19 protein-coding genes are annotated in these 21,234 nt (G+C 66.2%); 6 read left to right on the top strand and 13 right to left on the bottom strand.

What is annotated here, in order from left to right; all coding sequences use genetic code 11:
* Nucleotides 1-257 precede the first annotated feature (257 nt).
* The gene (locus METLW3_RS0112990) at nt 258-1,424 is read left to right on the top strand and encodes a penicillin-binding protein activator (RefSeq protein ID WP_036291627.1); all 1,167 of its coding nucleotides are present in this window, start codon (nt 258-260) and stop codon (nt 1,422-1,424) included.
* Nucleotides 1,425-1,600: 176 nt separating this feature from the next.
* Here the strand turns inward: METLW3_RS0112990 and glyS are convergent, their stop codons facing one another.
* The 8 genes from glyS to METLW3_RS0112950 form a co-directional block, all read right to left on the bottom strand.
* The gene (glyS, locus tag METLW3_RS0112985; protein ID WP_024880330.1) at nt 1,601-3,937 is read right to left on the bottom strand and encodes a glycine--tRNA ligase subunit beta; all 2,337 of its coding nucleotides are present in this window, start codon (nt 3,935-3,937) and stop codon (nt 1,601-1,603) included.
* 210 nt (nt 3,938-4,147) lie between these two features.
* The gene (locus tag METLW3_RS0112980) at nt 4,148-4,552 is read right to left on the bottom strand and encodes an endonuclease domain-containing protein (RefSeq protein ID WP_024880329.1); all 405 of its coding nucleotides are present in this window, start codon (nt 4,550-4,552) and stop codon (nt 4,148-4,150) included.
* Between the two features lie 150 nt (nt 4,553-4,702).
* Complete coding sequence (gene trxB, locus METLW3_RS0112975; protein WP_024880328.1) at nt 4,703-5,698, bottom strand: thioredoxin-disulfide reductase; 996 nt, start codon at nt 5,696-5,698, stop codon at nt 4,703-4,705.
* Between the two features lie 118 nt (nt 5,699-5,816).
* A complete protein-coding gene (locus tag METLW3_RS25550; protein WP_036308905.1) occupies nt 5,817-6,989 on the bottom strand; it encodes a mitochondrial fission ELM1 family protein in 1,173 nt (390 codons plus the stop codon).
* A 149-nt stretch (nt 6,990-7,138) separates the two neighbouring features.
* Nucleotides 7,139-7,612, bottom strand: coding sequence for a transcription elongation factor GreA (greA, locus tag METLW3_RS0112965; RefSeq protein ID WP_024880327.1), 474 nt, complete (start codon nt 7,610-7,612; stop codon nt 7,139-7,141).
* 157 nt (nt 7,613-7,769) lie between these two features.
* Nucleotides 7,770-11,264: a carbamoyl-phosphate synthase large subunit gene (carB, locus tag METLW3_RS0112960; protein WP_024880326.1), complete on the bottom strand. Its 3,495-nt coding sequence runs from the start codon at nt 11,262-11,264 to the stop codon at nt 7,770-7,772.
* A gap of 397 nt (nt 11,265-11,661) precedes the next feature.
* The gene (locus METLW3_RS0112955) at nt 11,662-11,970 is read right to left on the bottom strand and encodes a DUF167 family protein (protein WP_024880325.1); all 309 of its coding nucleotides are present in this window, start codon (nt 11,968-11,970) and stop codon (nt 11,662-11,664) included.
* A complete protein-coding gene (locus tag METLW3_RS0112950; RefSeq protein ID WP_024880324.1) occupies nt 11,967-12,668 on the bottom strand; it encodes a spermidine synthase in 702 nt (233 codons plus the stop codon). Before METLW3_RS0112950 ends, METLW3_RS0112955 begins: the two co-directional genes overlap by 4 nt.
* A 221-nt stretch (nt 12,669-12,889) precedes the next feature.
* Here METLW3_RS0112950 and METLW3_RS0112945 point away from each other — a divergent pair, with 221 nt between their 5' ends.
* On the top strand, nt 12,890-13,696 hold the full coding sequence (locus tag METLW3_RS0112945) for a sterol desaturase family protein (protein ID WP_024880323.1): 807 nt from the start codon (nt 12,890-12,892) through the stop codon (nt 13,694-13,696).
* A 47-nt stretch (nt 13,697-13,743) separates the two neighbouring features.
* Here the strand turns inward: METLW3_RS0112945 and METLW3_RS0112940 are convergent, their stop codons facing one another.
* The 3 genes from METLW3_RS0112940 to METLW3_RS28815 are packed head-to-tail and all read right to left on the bottom strand — an operon-like array spanning nt 13,744 to nt 15,765.
* Complete coding sequence (locus METLW3_RS0112940) at nt 13,744-14,751, bottom strand: pilus assembly protein TadG-related protein (protein WP_024880322.1); 1,008 nt, start codon at nt 14,749-14,751, stop codon at nt 13,744-13,746.
* Complete coding sequence (locus METLW3_RS28820; RefSeq protein ID WP_051465422.1) at nt 14,744-15,259, bottom strand: TadE/TadG family type IV pilus assembly protein; 516 nt, start codon at nt 15,257-15,259, stop codon at nt 14,744-14,746. The genes METLW3_RS0112940 and METLW3_RS28820 overlap by 8 nt, the downstream gene beginning before the upstream one ends.
* Nucleotides 15,256-15,765, bottom strand: coding sequence for a TadE/TadG family type IV pilus assembly protein (locus tag METLW3_RS28815; RefSeq protein ID WP_051465421.1), 510 nt, complete (start codon nt 15,763-15,765; stop codon nt 15,256-15,258). The genes METLW3_RS28820 and METLW3_RS28815 overlap by 4 nt, the downstream gene beginning before the upstream one ends.
* A gap of 345 nt (nt 15,766-16,110) precedes the next feature.
* Between METLW3_RS28815 and METLW3_RS0112925 the strand changes: the two genes are divergently transcribed.
* From METLW3_RS0112925 to METLW3_RS0112915, 3 genes are all read left to right on the top strand, one after another.
* Nucleotides 16,111-16,992 (top strand): outer membrane protein assembly factor BamD, encoded by an 882-nt coding sequence (locus METLW3_RS0112925; RefSeq protein ID WP_024880320.1) that lies wholly within the window; start codon nt 16,111-16,113, stop codon nt 16,990-16,992.
* Between the two features lie 47 nt (nt 16,993-17,039).
* Nucleotides 17,040-18,716: a DNA repair protein RecN gene (recN, locus tag METLW3_RS0112920; RefSeq protein ID WP_024880319.1), complete on the top strand. Its 1,677-nt coding sequence runs from the start codon at nt 17,040-17,042 to the stop codon at nt 18,714-18,716.
* A gap of 112 nt (nt 18,717-18,828) precedes the next feature.
* Nucleotides 18,829-19,521 (top strand): lytic transglycosylase domain-containing protein, encoded by a 693-nt coding sequence (locus METLW3_RS0112915; protein ID WP_024880318.1) that lies wholly within the window; start codon nt 18,829-18,831, stop codon nt 19,519-19,521.
* Between the two features lie 9 nt (nt 19,522-19,530).
* Here the strand turns inward: METLW3_RS0112915 and METLW3_RS0112910 are convergent, their stop codons facing one another.
* A complete protein-coding gene (locus METLW3_RS0112910) occupies nt 19,531-19,818 on the bottom strand; it encodes a type II toxin-antitoxin system RelE/ParE family toxin (RefSeq protein ID WP_024880317.1) in 288 nt (95 codons plus the stop codon).
* Complete coding sequence (locus METLW3_RS0112905) at nt 19,815-20,093, bottom strand: CopG family ribbon-helix-helix protein (protein ID WP_024880316.1); 279 nt, start codon at nt 20,091-20,093, stop codon at nt 19,815-19,817. Before METLW3_RS0112905 ends, METLW3_RS0112910 begins: the two co-directional genes overlap by 4 nt.
* Nucleotides 20,094-20,358: 265 nt before the next feature.
* On the opposite strand from METLW3_RS0112905, the gene METLW3_RS0112900 reads away from it, so the two are divergent.
* Nucleotides 20,359-21,234 (top strand): chorismate mutase, encoded by an 876-nt coding sequence (locus METLW3_RS0112900; RefSeq protein ID WP_024880315.1) that lies wholly within the window; start codon nt 20,359-20,361, stop codon nt 21,232-21,234.

The raw sequence follows: 21,234 nt of genomic DNA, 5'->3' as shown, positions 1-21,234 counted from the left end.
GCCTCTCCACCGATGCGGATGTTCGATGAATCGTCCGCGTGTTCTTTTTACAGAACATGGAAAGCGCGTTCAAGGCCGCAATTTCCCCGCAAAATTCCATTTTATTTCAATTTAGGGGTTGCCGTGCGCTTTCCGCAATCGCGTATAAGACGGCGATTTCATCGGGCCGTTCGAGCGGGAGGCTTCCATTGGTCATGGGTAGGCGGAACAGGTTTCGGCGAGGCGGCGCTGTGGCGTCGGCGCGCCTCTTCTGCGCCTTGGCTGCGGCGTCCTTTCTCGGCGCCTGCAATCCCACGGCGGGTCCGGGCGTTCCCGGCGCTCCCGATCTGCGGCTCTCGGCGCCGCTCGGCAAGGTGGAGGTCGGCCAGCTCAATGAGGGCGAGCTGATCGGCAGCGGCGCGACGCGTATCGCGCTGATCGTGCCGCTCTCCATGGCCTCCGGGCCGAGCCAGGTGGGCGCCTCGCTGCTCAACGCGGCCAAGCTCGCCTATGCCGACAGCGGCGCCAATGACGTGACCATTCTGGTCAAGGACGATCATTCCACGCCCGCCGGCGCCGCCCAGGCCGCGCAAAACGCCATAAACGAGGGCGCGGAGATCGTCATCGGCCCCGTCTTCGCCAGCGGCGTGAAGGAGGCGGCGCGCGTCGCCCGCGGCGCGGGCAAGCCGATCATCGCCTTCTCGACCGACTCCTCCGTCGCCGGCAAGGGCGTCTATCTCCTGTCCTTCCTGGTGGAGGGCTATGTCGAGCGCATCGTCGATTTCGCCGCGCAGCGCGGCAAGAAATCGGTCGCCGCGCTAGTGCCCGAGAACGACTATGGCACTGTGGCGCTGGCGCAATTCCAGCAGAGCGCCGCCAATCACGGAATGCGCGTGCTGACGATCGAGCGCTACAAGCCCGGCGCCGTGCAGGCCTCGGTGCAGCGCATCGCCCAGGCGGCCGAGCAGATCGACGCGCTGTTCATCCCCGAGCAGGCCGAGGCCATGGCCGCTGTCTCGCAGGAATTGCAGACGGCGCATATCGACACCAAGCGCATTCAGGTGCTCGGCACCGGCCTTTGGAACGACGCGCGCGTGCTGAAGCTTCCGGCGCTGCAAGGCGCCTGGTTCGTCGCGCCGGAGAACGCCGGCTTCAACAGCTTGGCGCAGCGCTACCGCGCCAAGTTCAACACCGATCCGGCCCGCATCGCGACGCTCGCCTATGACGCCGTGTCGCTGGCCATCGCTCTGTCGCGCAGCCAGGGCTCGCAGCGCTATTCGGAGAATGTGCTGGTCAATCCATCGGGCTTCAACGGCGCCGATGGCGTGTTCCGCTTCAAGGCCGACGGCATGAACGAGCGCGGCCTGTCCGTGCTGGAGATTTCCGGCGGCGCCGCAAAGGTGCTCTCGCCCGCGCCGCGGACTTTCACGGGGAATGGGGCGTAGGCGCGTCGGGGAAGGGCAATCACCCTCGCCCTCATGCTGAGGAGGTCGCGCAGCGACCGTCTCGAAGCGCGAGGGTGAGCTCCAGATGGCGGCGTATGAAGCTTTCCTCGTCCTTCGAGACGCCTGCTGCGCAGGCTCCTCAGGATGAGGAAACCTTCACCCGATCGGCGCGCGCCTCACGCCACTTTCGAAAAATCCGCCACTTGCAGCATGGCTTCGCGCAGCTCGGCGAGCAGGCGCAGACGGTTGAGGCGCACTTTCGGATCGTCGCAATTCACCGTCACCGCCTCGAAGAAGTTGTCGACCGGCTCGCGTAGCTTTGACAGCGCCTGCATGGCGCTCTCGAAATTCTCCTTGTCGAGCCGTTCCGATGTCTCCTCCCGCGCGCGCTTGATGGCGGCGGCGAGCTTATGCTCGGGCTGCTCCATGCGCAGATTGGGATGATGCGGCTCCTCATAGGACCCGGCGCCGTCCTTTTTCTCCTCGATCTTGAGAATATTGGCGGCGCGGCGAAAGCCGGCGAGCAGATTCTTGCCGTCGTCGGTGTCGAGGAATTTCCCCAGAGCCTCCACCTTGCGCGTGATGGTGAGCAGATCGTCCGGCATTTGCGCGCTCCCTTCTCGAGACTGCGCCGAGGCCGAGGCCCCGAGCGCCGCATCGATGAGGTCATATCGTGCGCCGCGATCGCGAAGGTAGACCTTCAGTCGGTCGATGAAGAAGGCGAGGAGATCGGCCGCATTGGTGGTCAGCAGAGGCGGCAGCGTCTCGCGCAAGAAAATCTCGGCGGCAGGCGAGGGCGCCTCGGCGCCCGCCTCTCTGCCGACGGCGTGAAGCTGCTTCTCTATGTCGCGGCGCAGATGCGCCTCGGCGTCGACCGAGAGGGCCGCTGCGCCATTGGGCGAGAGGTCGGAGGCGACGCGATTGACCTCGCTCGTCACCAGCTCGCGCAGCGGCGTGCGCGCCGCGAGCCAGACCGGCCATTGCGCGGCGGCGAAGGCTTCGCGCAGCGGCAGCCGCAGCTCATTCTCGAGCGCGAGGCGGATGATGCCCAGCGCCGCGCGGCGTAGCGCATAAGGGTCTTTGCTGCCCGTCGGCTTCTCGTCGATCGCCCAAAAGCCGACGAGCGTGTCGAGCTTGTCGGCGAGCGCCACGGCGATGGAAACAGGGCTCGTCGGAATACGGTCCGCCGGCCCCTGCGGCTTGTAATGCTCCTCCAGCGCCGCGGCGACCTCCGCGTCCTCGCCCTGCGCCGCCGCGTAATAGCGGCCCATGAGTCCCTGAAGCTCGGGGAACTCGCCGACCATTTCGGTGACGAGGTCGGCCTTGGCGAGCGTCGCCGCCCGCGCGGCCTTGTCCGCATCGGCGCCGACGATGGGCGCCAGCTCGCGCGCCAGCGCCTCTATGCGCTTAACGCGCTCGCCCTGCGTGCCGAGCTTTTCATGGAAGACGATATTGTCGAGCTTGGGCAGACGCTCGCCGAGCGGCGTCTTCAGATCGGTCTCATAGAAGAATTTGGCGTCCGACAGGCGCGCGGCGATGACGCGCTGATTGCCGCCGATGATCGTCTCGCCGCCATCGCTCGCCTCTATGTTCGAGACGAGGATGAAGCGATTGGCGAGGCCGCCGTCCGGGCGCTTCAGCACGAAGCATTTCTGATTGACGCGAATGGTCGCGCGAATGACCTCCGGCGGTATGGAGAGAAAGCTCTCGTCGAAAGCGCCCATCAGCGTGACCGGCCATTCGACGAGGCCGGCGACCTCCTCGAGCAGCGCGGCGTCCTCGACCAGCTCCAGCCCCAGCGCCATAGCGAGATTGCGCGCATCATGCAGCACGATGTCGCGCCGGCGCGCGGCGTCGAGCACGACCTTCGCCTTCTCCAGCGCGGGAACGTAATCGTCGAAGCGCTTCACTGCGAAGGGGGCCGGCGCCAGAAAGCGATGGCCGTGGGAGACATCGCCGCTCTCGATTCCATCGACAGAGAAGCGCACCACATCCGGCGTCTCCATCTCGGTCCCGAAAGTGGCGAGAATGGATTGCAGCGGCCGCACCCAGCGCAGCGCATCGAGCCGCGTCGAGGCTTTGCCCCAGCGCATGGATTTCGGCCAGGGGAAGCTCTTCACAATACCCGGCAGCAGATCCGCCAGCACCTCGATCGTCTCGCGCCCGGCGCGCTCGATGACGGCGACATAGAACTCGCCCTTTTTGGCGTCTTTCTCGATTCTGGCCTCGTCGATCGACGCGAGGCCGGCGCTCTTCAGAAAGCCCTGAATGGCGGCCTCGGGCGCGCCGACGCGCGGCCCCTTCTTCTCCTCGCGTGTATCCGGCTGGCGGCCGGGCAGGCCGGCGATATGCAGCGCCAGCCGACGCGGCGTCGCATGGGCGGCCGCGCCCTCATAGGTCAGCCCCTTTTCTGCGAGCGCGCCGCAGACCAGCCGCTGCAGATCATCGGCCGCCTGACGCTGCATGCGGGCGGGAATTTCTTCGCTGAAGAGTTCGAGGAGAAGGTCGGGCATCGATTTATCTGTTTCTCGTGCGTGCGGAGACGAGGTGTTTTTCCACCCTCCCCTTCAGGGGGAGGGTCGGCCTGCGAAGCAGGACGGGGTGGGGTGCTCCCGAGTCTCTATCGCGCGGACCCCACCCCGCGCCTTTGGCGCGACCCTCCCCCTGAAGGGGAGGGTGGGGGCGCGGGTTCTGCGATATCTCGGAGATGACCATCGGAAGTCTCAGAGCTCTTCACTCGAAGGTGGGGCCGGCGGCGCGCCGAGAGAGCCGTACAGCGCCGCATGGATCGTGTCGAGAACGCCGTCGATATTCTCGTACACTTCCTGGTTCCAGAAACGGAGAACGCGATAGCCCTGCTGTTCGAGCCAGAGCGTCCGTGCGGTGTCTCTCTGCGACGCCGCGGTTTCGGTATGTGACGGGCCATCGACTTCGATCACGAGCCTCTCGCGCAAGCAGACGAAATCGACGACGTAAGGCCCGATCGGCGCCTGCCGCCGAAAATGCGTGCGCAGCAGCGGCACGCGATCCAGCTCGCGCCAGAGCCTCTGCTCTGCGCTTGTCGTGTTCTCGCGTAGGCGGCGCGCCGTTCCGAGGCGAAATCGTCGAAGCCTGTCCTCGTCGCGCATCGCCGGCCGTCCTGCTCACCCTCCCTTTCGAGGGGTCGACCTGCGGAGCAGGCCGGGGTGGGGTGATCCCGAATCTTTATCGCGGGGACCCCACCCCGCGCCTTCGGCGCGACCCTCCCCCTGAAGGGGCGGGTGGGGACTCGGCTGCTGTTACAAAGGCTCCTCGGAGGCGAGCGCGTCGCTCGCATGCGCTGGCGTCTCCAGCAGATATCGCTCCACATCCAGCGCCGCCATGCAGCCGAGGCCGGCGGCCGTCACCGCCTGGCGATAGGTCTCGTCCGCGACATCGCCGGCCGCGAACACGCCCGGAATATTGGTGTTGGTCGTGCCCGGCTGCACGGCGATATAGCCCGAGGGCTTCAGCTCCAGCTGGCCGACGAACAGCTCCGAGGCCGGCTGATGGCCGATGGCGATGAAGACCCCGTCCACATCCAGCGTCTGCGTCGCGCCGGTTTTGACGTTCTTCACGCGCGTCTGCGTGACCGAAGGCGGGGCGCTGCCGCCCAAGATCTCGTCGATCGCGTGATCGAAGAGGATTTTGACATTCGGCCGCGCGGCGAGCCGCTCCTGCAGCACACGCTCGGCGCGGAAGGAGTCGCGGCGATGCACCACCGTCACCTCGGCGGCGATCTGCGAGAGATAGAGCGCCTCCTCCACCGCCGTATTGCCGCCGCCGACGACCAGCACCTTCTTGCCGCGGAAGAAAAAGCCGTCGCAAGTAGCGCAGGCGGAGACGCCATAGCCCTTGAACGCCTCCTCGCTCGGAAGGCCGAGCCATTTGGCCTTGGCGCCGGTCGCGATGATGAGCGCGTCCGCCGTGTAGAGCGTTCCCGAATCGCCCAATAGCTCGAAGGGCCGCTTGTCCAGCCGCGCCTCGACGATATGGTCGGAGACGAGCTTGGCGCCGACATGCTCGGCCTGGGCGCGCATCTGATCCATCAGCCAGGGGCCTTGGATCGGCTCGGCGAAGCCGGGGTAATTCTCCACATCTGTGGTGATCATGAGCTGGCCGCCCTGATCGAAGCCGGCGATGACCACGGGCTCGAGCATGGCGCGCGCGGTGTAGATCGCCGCCGTATAGCCGGCGGGGCCGGACCCCAGCACGATGACGCGGGCGTGCAGGCGGCCTTTATCGTCTGCGGACATGAAGAGGCTCTTTGCGAATGTCTCCGCGCGGACGGCGCGGCGCGTTCGGATGGGCGCAATCTAGCCATTATGCGTTGCGCCGCAACCGCTCGTGATCTTCGGGCGACTCGCGAATCTATTACGAAGCGCACGAGCCATGAAGCAATACGGGGGCCGCCCCACGGAAGGCGGCGTAGCGGCGGGCGATCTCTTCGGCGATGGCCGGCGTCTCGTTCAGCGGCTCGTAGCGCCAATGCTCGAGCCGGCCGCGCCAGCGGCGCAAAGCGCCGCGCTGCTTGAGCGCATCGAGAAAGGCGGCGATCTTGGCGGCGCCGCCCTCCGGCTCGAAGACATGGACCTGCGCGCCGGTCGTGGCCGCCTCGGCGACCATATTGACGCTATCGGCCGTCACCAGCAGCGCCTGCGAGCCGGCGAGAATGGAGAGATAGGGATTCTCGCCGTCCCCCGCCCAAAGAAAGGCGCGCGCTTCCTTCTCCCACTCGTGGGAGAAGGTGGCCCCGCGAAGCGGGGTCGGATGAGGGCCCACGAGCCGCTCGCGCAAAGCCTCGACGAGCCGCGCCGGCGTCCGCCGCGAGACCGTCGCCGCGACGCTCCACCCCTGGTCCAGCATGGCGCCGACGTCGGCGAGAAGCCTCTCCGCATCCCTCTCCGAAAACCGAAAATGCCGACTATCCCCACCGATCAGCAGCCCCACTCTCGGCTCAGGCAGCGCCGCGACGCGCGGGTCGAGAGCGGCGCGCGCTTCGGCGAGGCGCTGTGGCGTCAGCCGATTCGCCGGCGCGAGCGGGGCGATGACATTTTCTCCCACGAGCCCGTCATGGCGCGGCGCGACGATGACATCCGCCGTCCCGAGCCCGCTGGCCGGGCGATTCACATAGACGGTGAAGACCGCGCCGCCGGAGGCGCGCTTCACATGGCGCATATAGGGAATCGTCCGCCTGCCGCAGGCGATGACGAGATCGGGATAGGGCGGGGCGAGCAGCTTCGCTTCGCGCGGATCGATCGGGCCGAAGGGCGCGAGCGCGGCGATGAGGCCGCGCGGGGCGAGGCGAATGAGGCGGGGGGAGAGGCCGAGGGCGTCCGCTATGCCGAGACTCTGGACCTCATGGCCGGCGCGGGTGTCGGAGAGGACCCAGGCGGTTTGGGCTCTCCCTTCTCCCGCGCGCGGGAGAAGGTGGCCCGGCCATAGGGTGTCCGATAGGACGCCCGTCGCAAGCGCCGGGCTAATGGCCGGGTCGGATGAGTGTCCAAACCGATCGGCAGAATATTGGACTGCGGGAGGCGCCCTCATCCGACCCTCGCTGACGCGAGGGCTGCCTTCTCCCACAAGTGGGAGAAGGATAACGCGAGCTTTTTCAGATTCCGCTTGGGTCCCCGAGTCTGCTCCCTCTCCCGCGCAGCGGGGGAGGGCTGGGGAGGGGGCCTCGCCGCCCATGCCGCTCAGACGAAAGCGACCTTCAAAATCTCATAGCTCTTGCCGCCGCCCGGCGTCTTCACCTCGACCGTGTCGCCGGCCTTCTTGCCGATCAGCGCGCGGGCGATGGGGGAGGCGATGGAGACGCGGCCCCTCTTCACATCGGCTTCGGGCTCGCCGACGATCTGATAGGCCTTCTCTTCCTCGGTGTCCTCGTCGACGACCGTGACCGTCGCGCCGAATTTCACCGTATTGCCGGTGAGCTTGGATACGTCTATGACCTCGGCGCGGGAGAGCTTGTCCTCGAGCTCGGCGATGCGGCCCTCGTTCAGCGATTGGGCCTCTTTCGCGGCATGATATTCAGCGTTTTCCGAGAGATCGCCATGGGCGCGCGCCTCGGCGATCGCCTGGATGATGCGCGGACGTTCGATCTGCTGGCGCTGACGCAGCTCCTCGTCGAGAGATGCGTAGCCGGCGGCGGTCATGGGCACCTTGTCCACCATGTCTCTTGCTCTTTCGCTCCTGGATGGTCCTGACCCGGTCAACAAAATTCCCGGCGCCCCCGGACCAGCGAAAGCTGCGGCGGACGGTCGGACTTCCTCGACATGAACGAGCCGCGGATGCGGCGGCCTTCAATTATATTCGCGCGGCGCGAGGTCACGCATTCGACGCGAAATAGTCCTGAAGGGCGCGGACTTCGAGATCTCCCGATACATAGGCCCTGATGCTCTGGACTGCTGCGATCGCGCCGGCCAGAGTCGTATAATAGGGGACTTTATGCAATAGCGCAGCTTGGCGCAAGGAACGAGAATCCGCCAGCGCCTGAGCGCCTTCGGTCGTGTTGAACACCAGCTGAACCGAGCCGTTCTTGATGGCGTCCACAATATGCGGGCGCCCTTCCGACACTTTGTTGAGCTTTTGCGCCGGCACGCCCTGCTCCTGCAGATAGCGCGCCGTGCCTCCCGTCGCCACCACGGTGAAGCCGAGGCTCACCAGCTGCTGGACCGCCGGTATGACGCGCGGCTTGTCGGCGTCGCGCACCGAGACGAAGACCGTTCCCTGCCGCGGCACCTTTGTGCCGCCGCCGAGCTGGCTTTTGGCGAAGGCCGCCTCGAAGCTGCGGTCGAGGCCGATCACCTCGCCGGTCGAGCGCATTTCCGGCCCGAGCACGGTGTCGACGCCGGGAAACCGCGCGAAGGGGAAGACCGATTCCTTCACGCCGACGTGATTCGGCGCGCGGGTGGGCAGAGTGAAGGCCGAGAGCTTCTCCCCGGCCATGATCCGCGCCGCGATCTTGGCGATGGGCGCGCCGATCACCTTGGCGACGAAGGGCACGGTGCGCGAGGCGCGCGGATTGACCTCGAGCACGAAGATTTCGCCGTCCTTCAGCGCGTATTGGACGTTCATCAACCCGATGACGCCGAGCGCCTTGGCGAGCTGGATCGTCTGCCGCTCGAGCTCGGCGACCATCTCCGGCGACAGCGAGCGCGGCGGCAGCGAGCAGGCCGAATCGCCGGAATGAATTCCCGCCTCCTCGATATGCTCCATCACCCCGGCGATGGCCGCCTCCTCGCCATCGGCGAGACAGTCGACGTCCACCTCTATGGCGTCGGTGAGATAGCGGTCGAAGAGCAGCGGATTCTTGCCGAGAACCGTGTTGATCTGCCCGGTCTTGTCATTGGGATAGCGCGCCTTCACATCGGAAGGCACGAGGCTCGGCAGCGTGCCGAGCAGATAATCGTCGAGCGTGTTCTGATCGCGGATGATGGCCATCGCGCGTCCGCCCAGCACATAGGAGGGCCGCACCACCAGAGGCAGGCCGAGCTCGCCGGCGACGAGCCGCGACTGCTCCACCGAATAGGCGATGCCGTTTTTCGGCTGCTTCAGTCCGAGCTTGTCGAGCAGCCGCTTGAAACGGTCGCGATCCTCGGCGAGGTCGATCGAATCGACCGGCGTGCCGAGAATGGGCAGGCCCGCCGAGCTCAGCGCATGGGCGAGCTTCAAGGGCGTTTGGCCGCCATATTGGACGATGACGCCGTGCAATGTCCCATTGCTGCGCTCGACGTCCAAAATCTCCTCCACGTCCTCGGCCGTCAGCGGCTCGAAATAGAGACGATCGGAGGTGTCGTAATCCGTCGACACAGTCTCGGGATTGCAGTTGATCATGATGGTTTCATAGCCCGCGTCGGCGAGCGCGAAGCAGGCGTGGCAGCAACAATAGTCGAACTCTATGCCCTGGCCGATGCGGTTCGGCCCGCCGCCGAGAATGACCACCTTGCGCCGATTCGACGGCCGCGCCTCATTGGCCGGCGCGCCGAGGAAAGGCGTCTCATAGGTCGAATACATATAGGCGGTGGGCGAGGCGAATTCCGCCGCGCAAGTGTCGATGCGCTTATAGACCGGCCGCACGCCGAGCGCCCGCCGCGCCGCGCGCACCTCCTTCTCGCCGGCGCCGGTGAGCGTGGCGAGGCGCGCGTCGGAGAAGCCGGCGAATTTCAAGGCGCGGAAATTCTCGGCGTCCTTTGGCAGGCCGAAGGCGCGCACTCTGGCCTCCAGCGCGACGATCTCCTCAATCCGCGCGATGAACCAGGGATCGATCTTGCAGGCCTCGTGAATCTCCTGCGGATCCATGCCGAGCCGCAGCGCCTGGCCGACGACGAGCAGCCGATCCGGCGTCGGCGTGCCGAGCGCGGCGCGCAGGACGTTCATATCGTCGCCGCGGCCCATTCCGTCGATCTCGATCTCGTCGAGGCCGGAGAGGCCGGTCTCCAGCGAGCGCAGCGCCTTTTGCAGCGATTCGGCGAAATTGCGTCCGATCGCCATGACCTCGCCGACGGATTTCATCGCCGTCGTCAGAATCGGCTCGGCGCCGGGGAATTTCTCGAAGGCGAAGCGCGGAATCTTGGTGACGACATAATCGATCGTCGGCTCGAAGGAGGCGGGCGTCGCGCCGCCTGTGATGTCGTTGGCGATCTCGTCCAGCGTGTAGCCGACGGCGAGCTTGGCGGCCACCTTGGCGATGGGGAATCCCGTCGCCTTCGACGCCAGCGCCGAGGAGCGCGACACGCGCGGATTCATCTCGATGACGATCATGCGGCCGGTGGCGGGATCGACGGCGAATTGCACATTGGAGCCGCCGGTCTCGACGCCGATCTCGCGCAGCACGGCGAGCGAGGCGTCGCGCATGATCTGATATTCTTTGTCGGTCAACGTCAGGGCGGGGGCGACGGTGATCGAATCGCCCGTATGCACGCCCATCGGATCGATATTCTCGATCGAGCAGACGATGATGCAATTGTCCGCTTTGTCGCGGACGACCTCCATCTCGTACTCTTTCCAGCCGATGACGCTCTCTTCGATCAGCACCTCGGTGGTCGGCGAGGCATCTAAGCCCCGCTCGATGATGTCGATGAACTCGGCCTTGTTATAGGCGATGCCGCCGCCCGTGCCGGCCAGCGTGAATGACGGGCGGATGATCGCCGGCAGGCCGATATCCTCCAGCGCCTCCAGCGCCTCGGTCAGGCCCTTGGAAATGTAGCGCCGCTTGCGCTCCGGCTCGTCCGTCTCCCAGCGGCGGCGAATATCGGCGATCGCCTTCTGCTTCTCCTCGGCGGAGAGGGCGGAGGCCTCGATCTCGGCGATCTCGGCGTTGCGCTTGGCCTTGTCGGAGGTCTTGACGTCGGTGGCGTTGGCGAGGCGCGAGCGCGGCGTGGCGAGGCCGATCTTGGTCATGGCCTCGCGGAACAATTCGCGATCCTCGGCCTTGTCTATGGCCTGGGCGTTGGCGCCGATCATCTCGACGTCGAATTTCTCCAGCACGCCCATGCGCTTCAGCGAAAGCGCGCAATTCAAGGCCGTCTGGCCGCCCATGGTGGGCAGCAGCGCGAAGCCGCCGGGAATGGCGTAGCGCTCCTTCTCGATGATCTTGGCGACGATCTCGGGCGTTATTGGCTCGACATAGGTCCGATCCGCCATGTCGGGATCGGTCATGATCGTCGCGGGATTGGAATTGACGAGGACGATTCGATAGCCCTCGGCGCGCAGGGCCTTGCAGGCCTGAGTGCCGGAATAGTCGAATTCGCAGGCCTGGCCGATGACGATGGGGCCGGCGCCGATGATCAGAATGGTCGAGATGTCTGTTCGCTTCGGCATGTCGGTCCGTCTGTCATCCTTTCGTCGCGGGACGCTCCCCAGAATGGGGGAGAGCGCGCGTCTTGTCGTCTGTCGCGGCGCCGGCGCGCACAAAAAAAGGCCGCGCTGCAGCCTTTCCAAGGTCCAGCGCGCCCTCCCTAGAGACGAGATCGAGCGGGGCGAGAGGCCCGGCCCGGCGGTCGGCCGTGTGTTAGACGAGAATCTGCGGAAGGGAAAGGGGCTGGGAAGCCGACTGGGGAAGAGTCGGCGCGGATTGGCCAGACCGCCCACCTGAATCCGCGCCGTGACGCGCCGAAGAACCGTCCGATTCTCCATCGAATTATGTATTAGTCCCGTTTCACGCCTCGCCGTCGTCCGCCATGGGGCCTGTTCGGGCGGAGGGTTTCGACGCCTTCGCTCAGGCTCGGCGGAACGGGCCTGGAAGCTTCTGCGGCGCGGCGATCCGCAATTGCTTGTTGACGTTCATGCGTCCGAACACGACCTCGATCGCCGAGGGAGCGACGCCGAATTCGCCGGCGAGAAAGCGCACCATGTGATCGGTCGCCCGGCCTCGGCGCGGCGCCGTGGTCACGCTGACCTCGAGCTGATGGCCTCTGGGCTTGCCGATGGCGTCGCGACTGGCGGCCGGCCGTCCCAATATGTTGACCACGAGAGTTTCGCCTTCCCACCAGAAAAAAGGCTCGGCCTCCGTCGATTTGCGCGTCACGGATCGCCCCCTCGCGTCCGCGAATCGACGCGCGTGGCGAGCCAGATCACATGCCGCGCGCCGCCGCCTCTGCCATTGGCGCGCGCCTTCACCTCCTCCACGCGGAAGCCGGCCTTGCGCAGCCGCGCGGAAAACGCCCGATCCGGCGCGCAGGACCATACGGCCAGCACGCCGGCCGGACGCAGCGCGGCGCGCGCCTCCCGCAGTCCCCCCTCGCCATAGAGCCCGCCATTGGCTTCGCGCGTGAGGCCTTCGGGGCCATTGTCGACATCCAGGAGAATGGCGTCATAGAAGCCGCGGCCGGAGCGGATCGCCCGCCCGACATCCTCCACCTCTATGCGCACGCGCGGATCGGTCAGGCTGTCGCCGAAAACCTCCGCCATCGGACCCCGCGCCCAGGCCACGACGGCGGGCACGAGTTCGGCGACGGTGATCTGCGCCTTCGCCCCGAGGGCGCCGAGCGCGGCGCGCAAGGTGAAGCCCATGCCGAGCCCGCCGATGAGCGCGCGCGGCTGCGCCCGGCCTGCGATTTTCGCGCAAGCGAGCGTGGCCAGCGCCTCCTCCGAGCCGCTGAGGCGGCTGTTCATCAGCTCATTATTGCCGAGCATGATGGAGAATTCCGCGCCCCGCCGCTTGAGCCGCAGCTCCTCCGCGCCGCCGGGCACGGGGGCAGTATCGAGCAGGGTCCAGGGGATCACGGGAGGGCTCTTCCTCGAGGGCGGCGCGTTTCAGTGGAGCGGTGATAGCTCGAGGCGAGATTTGGCGTCCAGCATGGCGAGGGCGGGCTTATCTCCGCCTCGGTCCGCCTCACTAGAATTCCGCCATGAACTCGGCTATAGGACAAAAAAATCTCCTCCGTTCGCCGCGGGGATTGCGGCCGGCGCGACGAACGGATCTCCCGATCGGAGTCCGCCCGTCTATGTCGCTCGAGCCATTCGGATATATCCCTCTCTCCTTTCTCGCCTGGGCCGCGCAGATGGTCGCGTTCCACGGGATCGGTCTCGCGTTCGAGTGGTGTGATTCGACCGGCCGGCTGAAGCGCTTCAAGGTGCGCGATCTCGATCGCATGAGCTATCGCCAGCTGCTGCCGCGCGTTTTGTTCAATCAGACGGCGATTCTCCTTCCTTCCATGCTGGCGGTGGAATATTTCGGCCTCGGCTTCGTCGGCGCGCCGCATCTGACCTGGACCGCGCTCGTTCTGACCATGATCGGCATGCTGATCGGCCACGACATCGTGCAATATGTCGCGCATCGCCATCTGCTGCATCATCCGGCGATGATGAATCGACTCGGCCATGCGCTGCATCACCAGACCGGCGCCAGCAAGGCGATCAGCGCCTGCTATCAGTCCGGCGCGGATTTCTTCTTCGAGATCGTGCTGCCCTATCTGCTGCCGCTGGTTCTCGTCGGCGGCGGCGGCGCCAGCGTCGCTTTTCATCTGGGGATGACCAGCCTCGGCGCGCTCGGCGGCCTCTATGAGCATTCGGGCTATGATTTCGGCCTCGCCTTCCGCGATCCCGCGGCGAAGGGCTGGCGCAAACGGCTCAATGTCGCGCTCGATCATCTCACCACCAGCGCGGCCCACGGCTTCCACCACACGCGTGGCAATGTGAGCTTTTCCGACGGTTTCGGCACGCCGGGCCTCTGCGACACTCTGTTCAAGACGCGCTGGGACCTCGTGCCGGAGCGCGTGCGCCAACGCGAGCGCGTGGCGGCCTCCGTCTGATCGGCGGAGCCGTCGCCGGCTCGCCTTCCGGGTTTTTCGGCGCTCCATCAATTGGTCAGCACGACGCCGGTCGCCTTGGCGGTCGAATCATTGGCGGCGCATGTCACCGACATGACCGCGTCATTATAGTCATAGTCGTCGGTGTTTCCGCCCATGTCGTTCCAGGCGTAATAGAGCGTCTTGCCCGCGGCCGAGGCGCAATTGAGCGCCGCATAGGTCGGCAATGACGAGAGGCAGGAGCCGCTGACCAGCGACGATAGGCTGGTGACGACCTGAAGGCTGCAATTCTTCGTCACGCTCGAATAGGCGGTTTTGCTCGGGGGCGACAAATGCGAATAGAAATAATGCGACGAGCCCTGCGCGCCGCCATAGCCGTTGGAGCCATAGCCGCCGCGTCCGCCGGTGACATTGTAGAGCGCCAGTCCCAATTTCTGCCCGGCGGTGAGCGTCACCTTGATCGTGCCGGAGGTGGAGCCGCCGCTGTTGCTGAACAGCTTGGTGAGGCTGGAGGTCGATGGCGTCGAGCCGTCGCTCGGCACGATGTAATAATAGAGCGTGTTGGCGTCCAAGGCGCTGGAGTTGAATTGCGATAGGGCGATGCTCGCCGTGTAGACGAAATTTTTCGCCGTGGCCGTCACCGATATCGGCGCATTCGCCATAATGGCCGCGAGCATCTGGCTTTTGGCCGTGGCCGAGGCCGTCACCGTGACGATATAGGCGGTGGTCGAGCTGCTGGAGCTGGCCGTCGATGTCGTCGCCGAATAGCTGATCGAGGCGGAGGCGCTGGGCAGAAGCGCAACGGCGCCGGCCATATAGGCTTTGGCGGCGGTGACGGCGGCGGCGCTGGTCGAGGAAGAGACATAGGCGGTCGCGCCGGCCAAGGCCGCCTGATCGACGGCGTTCTGCAATCGCGAGCGAATCGCGAAAGCGCTCGCCAGATTGACGCCTGCTCCGATCAGCAGAGCGAGCGGCAGCAATACGGCGGCGAACAGGAGCACCGCCGCGCCGCGACGATCCGCGCGGAAGCGGGCGAATGTCGATCTTTTCTCAATCATGAGTCACCTTCGATCCGTTGCGTGGCTTGGCGACCGCGATCGCCGAGAAAGAGAATGTCGAGGGCAGCACGTAGGAGACGGGGGCCGCATAGGCGTATGTCGCCTGCACCACGATGGCGCTGTCGCCGGAGGTCGGCGTGTAGGTCGTCGCCAGCGTCGGCGCATTGGTCGTCGCGGAGGCGGAGCCGCAGCTCGTGTCCTGCCAGTCTTTCGCCCGGCCGCTGCTCGAATAGACGACGCTCGTCACCGCGGCTTTGAAGCCCGAGCTCTTCAGCGGCGAAAGCGCCATTTGCGCGCCCGAGCAGAGATTGGACATGATCGTCGTGGAGACGTTCGTCTGCTGGGAGACGAGATCGGCCAAGGTCTGCGCCGCCAGCCGCGCTTTCCAGCTCGCGCGAATGAGCCGCGTCGCCTCGAAGGCGCCGAGAGTGAGCATGAGAGCGACTGGCGCGATCAGCGCGAATTCGACGAGCGCGACGCCGCCGTCCTGTCGAAGCGGGCGGCTCATGAATAGGGCTCGTTCTGGAAGGCGACCGTCGACAGAATCAGCAGATAGCCGTTCTTGCCGAAGAGGGAGGAGAGCCAGGGCGCGAACAGCGTGCGCGTGAAGCCGACCTGCACCAGCACGTCCGATCCGCCCGAGCCGATGGAAAAGCTCGTATTGGTCAGCGCATTGGCGCTGTCGGTCGTGATGGTTGTCGAAAGGGCGGAGAAGCTCGTCCCGGATTGGACCGTATATTTGATCGAAGCGCAGGGGACGACGCCATAGAGATAGGCGCAGAGCGTCGTCTTGAAGGCCGCCGACGTCGTCGTCGCGCCGATCTTGACGCTGCGCGCCGCCCGCAATGTCGCGCTGTCCAGCACGCTCTGCTCGAGCAAAGTCATGCCGAGATCGATCCATACGACCAGGATCAAAATGAAAATCGGCGCGATGAACGCGAATTCGACCGCCGTCGCGCCGCTTCGACATTCGGAGAAGGCGGCGCGCCCCTCACATGCTCCCAATTTGGCCATCGTGGCGCTCCGCCCTTGCGTGGGAAATTATCCCACATCATGAGGGGCGGGTGTTACCTAGGCATTAATGCGATCATGACCGCGCGGCGAAGCAGCGCTGGGGGGCTTTCGCGCATCCGTCTGGGGAAACGCCATGCCCGCCATAATGTCGCCCGAACTCGCCCGTCATCTGGCCGTCGCGGTGAAGCGATTCCGCGTTCCCGATTGCGGGAGGCTCGGCCGCCGCCGAACTGTCTCGTGAGCGCGGCCCGCGCGCTTGTTTTTCTCGTGGGTCAGGCCGGGTGGCGCGTCCCGGAGATTTGGTCTACAGAAAGTAAACCGCCTACGCCCGATGAGGTCGATCACATGCCGATGATTTTCCGCTCGTCCCGCTATCGCGTCGCGGTTCTCGCCTGCACGCTGCTCGCGGCGGCGCCGGCGCGCGCCGATATCATGGACAGCATAACGAGCGGCTTTGGCCTCTTCTCGGGCGAAAAATACAAGACCGAGATTCTGCCCGATATTCCGGCCGAGGATATCTATAATCAGGGCCTCGCCCGCATGGACGCCCATGATTACGAGAACGCCGCCAAGAAGTTCGGCGAGCTCGAGAAGCAATATCCCTTCTCGCAATGGGCGCGCAAAGGCCTGCTGATGCAGACTTTCGCGCAATATCAGAAGCCCGCCTATGACGATGCGGTCGCCTCGGCGCAGCGCTACATCGGCCTCTATCCGACCTCTCCCGACACGCCCTATATGTATTATCTCGCGGGAATGTCTTATTATAATCAAGTCCCTGCGGTGATGCAGGACCAGGAGAGCGCGGAGAAGGCCCTGGCCATCTTCACCCAGCTCGTCGAGAAGTTCCCCAAGTCGGAATATGTGACCGACGTCAAATACAAGATCCAGGTGGCGCGCGATCAGCTCGCCGCCAAGGACATGACGGTCGGCCGCTTCTATCTGACGCGCAAGAATTACGCGGCCGCGGTCAATCGCTTCCATGACGTGCTCGCCAAATATCAGACGACCCGCCACGCCGAGGAGGCGCTGTATCGGTTGACGGAGGCCTATTTCGCTATGGGCGTCGTCAATGAGGCGCAGACGGCGGCGGCCATTCTGGGGCATAATTTCCCCGATTCGTCCTGGTACAAGGATGCGCATTCGCTGCTCGCGACGGGCGGCGTCGCGCCCGAGGAACATCAGGGCTCGTGGCTCTCCAAGATCGGCAAGACGCTCGGCTCCAGCTGAGCGTTCGCAGGGGCGAGCCGAGGGGGCCGGAAGAGTAGAGCGCGCGCATGCTCGTCCGTTTGTCTATTCGCGATATCGTCCTCATCGACAGGCTCGATCTCGAGTTCTCGTCAGGCCTGACCACGTTGACCGGCGAGACCGGCGCGGGCAAATCCATCCTTCTCGACGCTTTCCTGCTGGCGCTGGGCGCGCGCGGCGACGCCTCGCTGGTGCGCGCCGGCGAGGAGCAGGGGCAGGTGACGGCGGCCTTCGATCTGCCGCGCGACCATCCGGCCCTCGCCGCGGCGCGCGAGTTCGGCCTCGACGCCGAGGATGAGCTGGTTTTGCGCCGTGTGCAGACCGGCGACGGCCGCACCCGCGCCTTCGTCAATGACCAGCCGGCCAGCGCCCAGGCGCTGCGCGTGATCGGCGCTTCGCTGGTCGAGATCCATTGCCAGCACGATGATCGCGCATTGGTGGACCCGAGCGCCCATCGCGCCCTCGTCGACGCCCATGGCGGGCTCGGCGAAGCGGCGGCGCAGGTGCGGGAGCTGCATGGCGCCCTCCAGCGCGCGCGCCGCGAGCTGGCCGAGGAGGAGGCCCGCGTCGCCAAGGCGCGCGCCGACGCCGATTATCTGCGCCACGCCAATGAGGAGCTGGAGGCGCTGGCGCCGCAGCCGGGCGAGGAGGCCGCGCTCGCCGAGCGGCGCCAGACGATGCAGCGCTCCGAGAAAGTGGCCGGCGATCTGCGTGACGCGCTCGAGGCTTTTTCCGGCGATCATTCGCCCGCCGGCGAGATCGCCTCCGCCGCCCGGCGGCTGGAGCGGCGCGCGACCCAGGCGCCGCAGCTGATCGAGCCGCCGGCCAAGGCGCTCGCCCAGGCGCTGGACGCGCTCTCCCTTGCCGAGCAGGCGCTGGAGCAGGCGCTCCGCGACGCCGATTTCGACCCGCGCGAATTGGAGCGCATAGAGGAGCGGCTATTCGCTCTGCGCGGCGCCGCGCGCAAGCATCAGACCAGCGTCGATGCGCTGCCGGCGCTCGCCGAGCGCTTCGCCGCCGATCTCGCCGCGCTGGACGCCGGCGAGGCGCGCATCGTCGCGCTGAGCGAGGCGGTCGCCAAAGCGCAGGCCGCCTACGCCAAGGCGGCGGAAAGCCTTTCGGCGGCGCGCCGCGCGGCGGCCGAGACGCTCGACGCTCTCGTGGAGGGCGAGCTGAAGCCGCTGAAGCTGGAAGGCGCGCGCTTTCGCACCGAGATCGTCAGCGATCCTGCGACCGGCGGGCCGGACGGCTATGATCGTGTGGAGTTCTGGGTGCAGACCAATCCGGGCTCGCGGCCCGGCCCGCTGGTGAAGGTCGCCTCCGGCGGCGAGCTCGCGCGCTTCATGCTGGCGCTGAAAGTCGTGCTCGCCGATCGCGGCTCGGCGCCGACGCTCGTCTTCGACGAGATCGACACCGGCGTCGGCGGCGCGGTGGCGGACGCCATCGGTCAGCGTTTGGCGCGGCTCGCGAAACGCGCGCAAGTGCTCACCGTCACCCATGCGCCGCAAGTGGCGGCGCGCGCCAGCCGGCATTTGCGCATCGCCAAAGGCGCCGTGAAAGGCAAGGCGAAAGACCGCGTGGCGACGCGCGTCGCCGAGCTGGAAGAGGCGGAGCGGCGCGAGGAGATCGCCCGCATGCTCTCGGGCGCCGCCATCACCGACGAGGCCCGCGCGGCGGCCCGCCGGCTGCTGGAAGGGGCGGGCTAGAGCGTGTCCGCGGGGCCGGAGGCGCTCACGAGGCCCGTACGGATTCGGGCCGATTTGGCGAAAGCTCGATCTTCGGTTAAGAAGCGCTAACCAAATCGGCTCGGGAGGACGAATGAGACTGGCGATTTGCGCGGCGACCGCCGCCTTGGGCTTTGCGCTCGCGGGCTGCAATTCCTCTTCTCCCGAACGTCAATTCGTCGCCAAGGCGGTCGAAGAGCCGCCGCCGCCGAAGGCGAAGCTCTCGCAGCGCGAGAAGCTGGAAGACAGCATTTCCCGCTGCGCTCGCACTTACGACATCCCCGAATCGCTGATCCATACCGCCGTCCGCCGCGAGAGCAATTACAATCCCGCCGCCAAGAACGGGCCGTATTGGGGCTTGATGCAGATCCGCTACGACACGGCGCGCAGCGTCGGCTACAGCGGTCCGGCCAAGGGCCTGCTGGACGCGGAAACCAATCTCGCCTACGCCGGCGCCTATCTCGCCAACGCCTTCCGCGTCGCCGGCGGCGACGCGCAGCGGGCCATTCAGCTCTACGCCAAGGGCTTTTATTTCGAGGCAAAGCGCAAGGGGCTGCTCGGCCAGATGGCGAGCGGGCGCTCGTCCACGGATGAGCTGAGCGAGCCGGCGGCGCCCGCCGTGGCGAAAGCCGAGGCGCAGCCGGTCGTGCTGGCGGCGATCGATATTCCCGCCGGCAAGCATGTCGGGGCGGCCGAGGCGCAAGCCCAGCCGGCGCCGGCGCCGATCATGATGTACACGGAAGCGCAGGTCCCGGTCGCGCTGGAGGAGCAGACGGCGCAGCAGTAGAGGCGCCCGTCACAAAGCGTCCGGCCAGCGGCGCGCTCCGTGATAGAGGCGCAATAGGTGAATAGTCTCGTTCTGCACGCGATAGGGAACGAGGTAGGGCGTTCCTGTGACGACGAATTCCCGTGTGCCGAAAATACGGCCGGGACGTCCGATGTGTGGAGCGCCGGGAAGGGTCGTTTCGAGCGTTTCGACGAGATGCAGGACCATCCGCCGGGCGGCGGCCGGATTATCGCGCGCGATATAGGCTCGGATCGCCGACAAATCGCCGAGCGCTTTTCGCGACCAGACGATTTTCATGGAGCCGGCGTTTCATCCGGCGTGTCCCATGATTCGACCCATTTCCGCACGTCCTCGTGCGCTATCGCTTCGCCCGCGTCGATCGCGCGTATCGCGTCTCGAATTCCCTCGACTTGCCATTCATTGGCGTCGAGAAATTGAGTGATCGCTTCCGCTGCGAGAAAAGAACGGCTGCGGCCGGTGCTCTCGGCGAGCTTCTCCAGCCGCGCCTTGGTCGGGGCGTCGACGCGGACAGTGAAGGTTTCGCTTGCTCGCGCTTCGTTTTGTGTTTTCATGTACACATCCTATCGCCAATCTGAGTTTGGGCAAGCGCGGGCGAGGAGCGCGCTCGTTGGATTTGCTGATGTGTTGTTCTGTTCATGTTCCGACTCCCTGGGCGTCGGGGTGTGGATGGCCGCGACAAGCGCCTCCATGAAGCTGGAAACACCTCTGCCTGCTAACGTGACCTCAGATCCCCGGGAGCCCGGCCCCCTCGCATTGCCTCTCGCGCCGCGCTGGCCTAAGACAGCCCTCCGCCCTTTTCGAAGCCAGCCCGCGCCGATGCGAGACGAATCTTTGCCCAGGATCGAGACCGAAACGCTCGCGGATCTGCGCGACGAGATCGACCGCATCGATCGCGAGATGCATGGCCTGCTCATGCAGCGCGGCGAGATCATCGATCGGCTGATCGCGGTGAAGGGGCCGAATGGCGCCTCCGCCTTTCGCCCCGACCGCGAGGCGCGGATGATGCGCGCGCTGGTCTCGCGGCATACGGGCCTGTTGCCGGTCGATACGGTCGAGGGCATTTGGCGCATCATCGTGTCCACCTTCACCTATATGCAGGCGGAATATTCCCTCCACGCCGATGATTCCGGCGGCGACGCGGCCATGCGTGACAGCGCGCGCTTCCACTTCGGCTTCACCGTGCCTTACGTCACCCATCACGGCGCCGGCGCCGTGGTCGCGGCGGTGGCGGGCTCCAAGGGCGATCTCGGAATGCTGCGCTCCGCCGGCGCGCAGGAGGAGGGCGCCTGGTGGACGCGGCTCGTCGGCGAGAATGCGCCCAAGATCATCGCGCGCCTGCCCTTCGTCGAGCGGCCCAATCATCCGGCCGGCTTGCCGGTGCTGATCGTCGCCAAGCCCCTGGCCGAGGCCGCCTCGCAGGATATCGCCCTCTATGCGCTCACGCTGCCGAAATGGCATGCGGCCGCTCCGGCGGCGATCGACGCGCTCGCCGGCGAAATTCTCGCCACCGCGCCGCATGGCGGCGAGCTGTCGCTGCTCGTCGCCGCGCCCGGCCATGTGAAAGCCGCGCAATTTACGGAAGAGCTGGCGCGCGCCGGCGTCGGCCGCGCCAGCGCCGAGCCGGTCGGCAGCCATGCGGCGCGCTTCGAATTGGATACGGCCCGCAGCGGCGTTTTTGCTCCGAGGAGTTGA

Origin of the sequence: Methylosinus sp. LW3 (assembly GCF_000527115.1) — a bacterium.
Taxonomy (GTDB): domain Bacteria; phylum Pseudomonadota; class Alphaproteobacteria; order Rhizobiales; family Beijerinckiaceae; genus Methylosinus.
Note: the sequence above shows the minus strand (reverse complement) of the source record. Positions and strands in the feature narration are given on the sequence as shown.